This is a genomic window from Chryseobacterium sp. DT-167, from assembly GCF_058310155.1.
On record NZ_JBZEEQ010000023.1, the window covers coordinates 1 to 7,404 of the forward strand.

Annotated in this window: 3 protein-coding genes; all 3 read right to left on the minus strand. The window is 38.7% G+C overall.

Going from position 1 to position 7,404, the window contains the following annotated elements:
• Positions 1–2,747, minus strand: a 2,747-nt coding sequence (locus AC4FQ5_RS19425; RefSeq protein ID WP_491146103.1) for a DUF6443 domain-containing protein, incomplete at its 3' end; no start/stop codon positions are given.
• Positions 2,698–6,123, minus strand: coding sequence for a hypothetical protein (locus AC4FQ5_RS19430; RefSeq protein ID WP_491146107.1), 3,426 nt, complete (start codon positions 6,121–6,123; stop codon positions 2,698–2,700). The genes AC4FQ5_RS19425 and AC4FQ5_RS19430, both read right to left, overlap by 50 nt.
• A 6-nt stretch (positions 6,124–6,129) precedes the next feature.
• Positions 6,130–7,404, minus strand: a 1,275-nt coding sequence (locus tag AC4FQ5_RS19435) for a T9SS type A sorting domain-containing protein (protein WP_491146109.1), incomplete at its 5' end; no start/stop codon positions are given.

The following is a 7,404-nucleotide window of genomic DNA, read 5'->3' on the forward strand; positions in this document are numbered from 1 at the left end:
GTCTCTTGTAACTCCTTTCCGTTGTACTTATATTTATAAGCATTTGAACTATTTGCCTGGAGATTATGATCAAACAGCATCCCAAAAGGATAATAGGTATTGTTGGCAACAATCTCTCCCGGGATAAATTCATCATAGCAAGCCTGTGTTCCGTCTCCCAGATCCGTGCAATGCGTAATCCTCATATCTCTTCCTCTCACTAAACCGTCGTGATCAGAATCGGCATAGCTGATGCGCACATTGCCTAAATGATCTGTGTAATTATAAACGTACAAATTGAGTAACGCATCATAATACCCTTCTGAGGTCGGGATAATTCTCAGCTTCATCGCATCATTCTGCATAGTCATCGTTTCATCTTCCCATGCATAAGTATATTTGTACTGAAAACCATCCAGATAATCCGTTTCGACATCACTGTAAAGCTTCTTGAGTTTTACACCGTCTGCTCTGTATGTGTAATTAGTAATCACCGAGTTTTGAGTAATCTGTTTGGGTAAATTTAGAAAATTATATTGAATTGAGGAAATACCTTTATCTGCAAATGAAGTTATATTTCCGTTGTCATCATATCCTATATTTGTAGGGTTTGCCTTGTAAGGATATCCTGATCCTAAGGTTACAGCATCAGATATTTTCTGAAGTCGGTTGCTCACATTCGCATTTTCATATTGGTAGGAAAGATTATCAATAAGTAAAGCGGTGGGTCCCATTCTCTGTGCAGTTCTCTTCATGGTTTTGATGTTCCCATTCAGATCATAGGTTACTTTTTCATAGTATTCTCTGATAGAGGAGTTGGTTTCATTCTGGTAAAACCCTGCAGATAAACGGTTAAGCCCGTCATATACATAGCCATACCTTTTTAAAGGTTCATTTTCCTGGGTTGAAGTTTTCCAGTCTACTTCAGCAATATTACCGTTGTATCTTGGGAGTACCTGCAAAGCCGTATCTGTAGCATCGGGAGTCTGCAAACCGTCTACCTGATTGTATTTGATTTTATACCCGAATAAACTATTTCCAAGATTATTAGGATCATTAATGTGAGTCATCCACCCACGGATGTTGTATTTGTAATCAATATTTTGTAATGGTACTGCTGCATTGGTTCCCCCGACTTTTTTAGTTTTAAGCTGAGACAATTCATTGTACTCATTCTGAGCCAGGATCTCTTCTGTATTGTTATCGATTTTATGTTTATGAACCAACAATCGATTCTGAGAATCATACGTAAAAGTTTCTGTAATGATTTTCTCAGTATCAGTGGCCAACCTTTTATGATACGTTTTGGTCTGCAAAACTGTTCCTGCAAAATCAAGCTCAGATTCCGTCTTGGTATAGCCTCCCAAATGATTGATCGCGTAACTTCCGACAGGTCTTCCTTTGGTATCGTAGTAAGAATAACTTTTAGTCCAGTTGTCATCTTCAATGTTCTTTACCAACGTCATTACGGGAAGGCTTTTGGTGCTTTTCCCCAATACTGCTGCATTATCCGTTAAGATCGTTTTCCCGTAAATAGTAGAAGGAAAAGAAGGATTGAAACTATAAAAAGGATAGCTGTCGTAATAATTAACCGACAGTACCGTTTCTATATCAACGAAATAACCGTTGCTGTAATAAATCTGCATTCCGTTTTTGGTAAAACCTGAAGCATGTTTTGATTCTGTAATTACTAAACCTCCTGCCTGATTTTGCATACTTTCTCTGCTTCCACCCGATAAAATACCTGTATAAATGACTCTCCCAAACTGGTCATATTTTGTAATTAACCACTTACCGTTTGTACGCATGTTTGCATCCTGAGTCATGATGAGACGGTCTGCTTTATCATACACCATATATTCCCAGCCTTTTCCGGGAAGTTTCTTTTCTACCAGTCTGCTTTTTCCGTCATATCGGTATTGATAACAGAGATTATCGAGCAAGGTTGAAGAGAAGGCTAAGCTTGAGGCTAAAGGGGGAATGACAAAAGCAAGCTGGCTGTATTTGTTGTATATATAGTATGTATCTGCATTTTCGGTAGCACTTACAACTTTCCTCAGTAAAATGGTCTGTCCTTTCCCGTTTTTAAATTCGATGGTCTTGTTGCCGTCTTCATCGGTCACCGTGTTTTTGTAAAGCTGTCCTTGAGAGTAGCTTCCACCGTCGCTCACTCCGGATTTTGCAGCCCCGTTTTCCCAGACTGTTGTTACGGCGTATTTTTTCACTTCGCCGTTGATGTTGACATCGTAGCCGAACTTTACGGGTTTGTTGTTCCAGTCGTTACCTACTTGCTTCTGTTCAAAAACCCTGTTTAGAGGAGAATTCTCAAAGGTCTTTTCGGCATAGATTTTTTCCGAACCGTAGATTGAAGTCTGTGTTGCATTAGCCAGCGGATTGGAAATGATTGCCCCATTCATCGTTGCGGACTGTGGAACAGGAAGAAAGTCTTTCACCTGTCTTCCGAAGCCATCATATTCAATATGTGTTACTACATCTTTTCCTGACGGAGAAGCTTTTACGTTCACCACCTGTTTCGGTCTTCCGAGACCGTCAAGATACTGTACGGTCTGAATCTGTTTGGCGGTGGAGCTCGATGTACTTACAGGCTCAAGATACACTCTGGTCTGTACATAGTTTTCTGTATTCGTTGCCTGTGCATGGTAAAAACCCGCTACAAACAGCATACTGATAGGGATAATAAGTTTTTTCATTGTGTTTTTATGGTTTGTAGTTGTATTTGTATTCTTTGAGGATTTTTCCTTCTTCATCCACTATTTTTTCGAGCCTGTTGGCAGAATCATATTTGTAAATCTCTCTGATTCCTGATGGTGGCGTAAGCGTTGTCACCCCAATCAAAGGATCATAAGTAAACGTTGCCATTTGAAAATCTTTAAAGCTGATGTCATTTCTCAGAGCATCAAGAGCTGTAATCAGACTGCCTTCCGCAGAAGGATTTGCAGCATCAGAATCAGATGCATTGATGATGGCAGTGATCAAAGGATTGTTTTTGATGTTGTCATACAATGCGCCTTCAATCTTGGCTATAGGCTGGGTATTGTGGTAGCCCCAGATCACCGACGTAGAAACTCCATCTTTGGTGGTATACTGAAGAATATTTCCTTTGTTGTCGTACTGATCAAATGTTATTTCTGAAGAAGCATTTCCGCTTTCAAGATTATAGGATAATGCCGAGCTCGGAAAAAGGTGGGAAGCATCATCATATTTAGTTTCCGATTTTGAAATCAGTGTTCCGGCAGATGCAAGACTTTCTTTTTCGGTCACCGAAACTTCCAGCGGAATACCTACCATGTTGGCATTGATCAGTCTCGTATTGCTTTTCTGCGGTGCATACTTGTACGTGGTTTCCTGTACAGACAGATCAGATTTCTGAGCTGTTTCCTTAGAAATATAATAACCCGAATAGTCATAGCTTACAAAGCTGTTAGCAGTACCGTTGGGATGATACTCAACAGTCGTTTTTTGCTGTAGGAGAGGGATAATATTCTTTTTATAAATAGGCTTGGAATCTAATACGGAAGATAAACCTCCGCATCCTCCAAACAAACCACACACTCCCCCAACATTATAATTATGATTCCCTGATACATACAAATAGTTGTCATAATTAGACATCAAACTAGAATAGGCCGAGTTTTTCACAAAACAACCACCATCACTTGGGACATAGGTTTTTGCACCTGCCAAAACCTCAGGTTCTATAATGTTATATACAAATTCGTCTTTTCTCAGAAGGGCATCAGCACTGTTGTACACCTCAGATTTTTTGATAAGACCGTATTTCTTTTCGGTGTTCTTTGCTGGTAAAAACGGATAATTGTAGTTAAGAGCATCATAATCACTGAAATCGAGCGGGGTGGTAAAGTAGTTTTTTGTATACCCTTCAGACTCTATTACTTTTACATTGCTATAGGTTACAAACGAGCCATTAAGATTTGAGGTCTGTACCACAGCATTGTTATTATAGGTAAGGTACTGTACTTTTCCATAATTTTTAGTCAGCGTATTGAAATTACCTATGTAACCTCCACATGATAAGTTTTCACTTTCCGCAACCTCTTTACTGTAGACATATACAGGTTTATTGTTGAGTACACCGCTGGATTTGGAAGGATCATTAAAATCTTTATAAAGATATTGAAAGTACCGTTTGGGCTGATTGCTCAGGTTCATATCAGAAAGCTTGTCCCAAAAATTGATCTGGCGTATTCTTACTCCGCCACCATATAAATACTGGTACGCATTGCTTAAAGAATACTTTCCTATTTCAATATTGTATTGTACAGAATGATACTGCAGATCACCAGTGGTGTTGACCAGGGATATCTTATAGAGCCCTTTTCCATAGAATGATATCTGCTTAGAGGTTCCGGAATCTATGGTGAGGTATTTTTTGCCTCTTGTTATTCCGCCAGTATTGGCATACGTTTCTTCATAGCAGTCTGCCGGATTGGGAAGCAAAACATTAGGGTCATAAGCTATGTCTGTTTTCACCGGAGTGATCTGCAGAGTATAAGGTCTGATATCATTGATATTAGAATATTGCGTAGCTTTGAAAGTGATCCAGAGATTTTGAGGATTGTCTACGTAAAACAATTCATCCGCAGGCTGATTGTTAAAAGCAGTTTTGATGAATACCTGTGACCGGTCTGTTCTGTTTTCAGGTATATCGTAATAATCAATGGTACTGGTAGCAATGTTTGAGAAGGTATTGGCTTCCCATATATACTGCATTACTCCTTTGGTAGGTGAAATTTCATAGTCGAGAATTCCGTTGGTAATTACTGACGGATTGGCAGATTTATCGGCACCATCCGGAAAAAATTCAGATCGTTCTATATCAAATGATCCTGAATAAAAATTATTATTATAATATCCCCAATTATCTTTTTCAGGAGAATCTGAATCTGTAAGTGAACCATTATAATGAAAAGAATAATTAAGATTGGTATCCTGCTCATTAACGATACTGGTAAGAACAGATTTTGATCCCGAAGCAGCAATATTAAAATGATATGAGCTGATCAACCTGTTGTATGTATCATATAATTTTACTCTCTCAAGGAAATTGTTTCCGTTTACCGATGCTTTATCAAAAGTGATTACTGTCTTATTGGGAATGCTTATTTTTTTCAGTTTATATGTATCATTATTTTTGGTAATAATATCTGTTTTATATAGCGGTTGCAAATAGTCAATATGATGAAGTTGCGTGATTTTGTATTGCAGATCATCCTTTGTGTCAGGATTCATCATATAATTATATTCCGTGCTTTTTATAACAGAATCCGGGAAATTATACAGCTCATATTCTGCAGTCAGCAGCTCATTATTTGCGGGATCTTTTATCTTCGTCAGATGCCAGTTATTTTTATACTCTGTCATCGGAAGAATAGGCATATTTGAAGACTGCTCTATTTGTGAAACGCTTACAGATTCTACGATATTAGAATCAGATTCAAACAAATCAAAAATGTACTGGTAACCTTTGTCATCAGTAATAGTAAATGACTTAAGGTGTCCGTGAGAAGCATCTCTTTCATACTGTATCCTGTATTTCCTTTCAGTACCTAAAATCTTAGGGATCATCGCTCCGTTTTCAAAAACGAATACAAATTTTCCGCTATTTCCCAAAAAACTAAACATGTATTCATCACTTGAAACATCATACTGATTGGAATATACAGATTCATAGAGCCTTTTCTTAAGCCAGGCACTGGTGTTAACGTCTATATTTCCGTTAAAACCGCTGTTGTAGATCTGGTTATCTAAGATTCCCCACATTTGCTTGTCATCGTTAAGCCCGTTTACCGTTCTTGTAATGATTCCAACATCAGCAGCATTCCACCCTACCCCAAGCTCAGCACCAATTTCTTCTGCTCTGATCTGAGAGGGATGGTATGATATTCTGAAATTATACGACAAGTTCTTATCAATAGAAGCATTAAAAAGACTGTGAGAAATATCGGGTATTCCTGTTGAAAGATTCACAGGAATCTGCTCTGTCCTAAAAAGAGAAGCCACTGATGCTTTAGGCGGGAAAATATCAGGCACTCCGGAATTATTGTTTTGAGAATATACTTCCGTTATTAAAATTGTTGAAAGTAATACAATTGTTTTCTTCATCGGTGTTTATTTTTTAATCAATTTAGCATTAGCCGTTTTATTCGTGTCGGTTTTTATAGTGATTAAATAAGCTCCCTGAATCAGATTCTGCGTATTGATCTTGGTTATTTTGTTTTTGGTTTTCAGGCTTTGAAGCTGTCTTCCGCCCATGTCATAAACAGTAATATCTGCTTCCTTGAACTCCAACCCGATTTCCACATAAGCATAATCAGACACCGGATTCGGATAGATCTTAATATCCTGCTTCTCAATCAGCTGATCCAGCTGCTTATCACCCAACTTCACAATCTTCCAATTCTCTTTTCCGAGTTCTTCAGCACTCGTTCCTGCCAAAATGATAGAACCGTCTCTGTTTAATTTAATATCAGACAATCTTTCTTCCTTCTTTCTGGATTCCCCTTTCACGTGCTTTCTCCACTGCTCGTTGCCGTTTTGATCAAGATAGAGCATCCAAAAAGTCTCATCATCCGCTTCTATTCTGCCTTCTGCCTGAGTATAACCTCCGAGTAAAATCCCTTGGGTTAAGTCTTTATTCTTTTCTCTTTCATCTTTCCTCTGAATCACATTCATCCCCATCAAAACATCTCTGTTCTTAAAGTTGTAAGACTTTTGCCAAAGCTCTTCACCTCGGTCATTTAAAGAGATTAACCAGATATCGGTTCCTTCTTCAATTCCCACCGTTTTATTTCCTGATCTTTCGGATCTCGATTCTCCGCCAACGACATAACCTGTAGAAGTCATTGCCAAAGTTCTCAGGTGATCATCACCTTTCCCTCCGAAATTCTTTTCCCATTCTACCTTTCCTTCTTTATTCAGCTTGATAATCCAAAAATCACCTTCTCCAAAATTTTCGGTTTTCTTAGAACCTCCTGCATTACTTCTCGAATAAATTCCGAGCAATGCACCACCGTCAATCGTCGGAATCATCTTTTCCACCTCGTCCAATCCTTTTCCGCCTACAATAATTTGTGACAATTCTTTCCCGTTTTTATCGAGTTTTGAAACGATCACATCTTTAGATCCGTAACCTTTCGGAGCATTCTGTACATTTCCTGCCACAAGAAATCCGAAATCTGTGGTCTGGATAACCGCTTTCGCTTCTTCATCCTGAGCAGTTCCCAACGTCTTCTGCCACATCTCGTCTCCAAATTCGTTGATTCTGATCAACCAAAAATCCGATCCACCTTTGGAATCGTCTTTTTTATCTAAACCTTTCCCCGAAAACGAGGTGCCAACTGCTAAAAATCCACCTTCCTGGGTAGCCACAGTAGCTGATAGGAA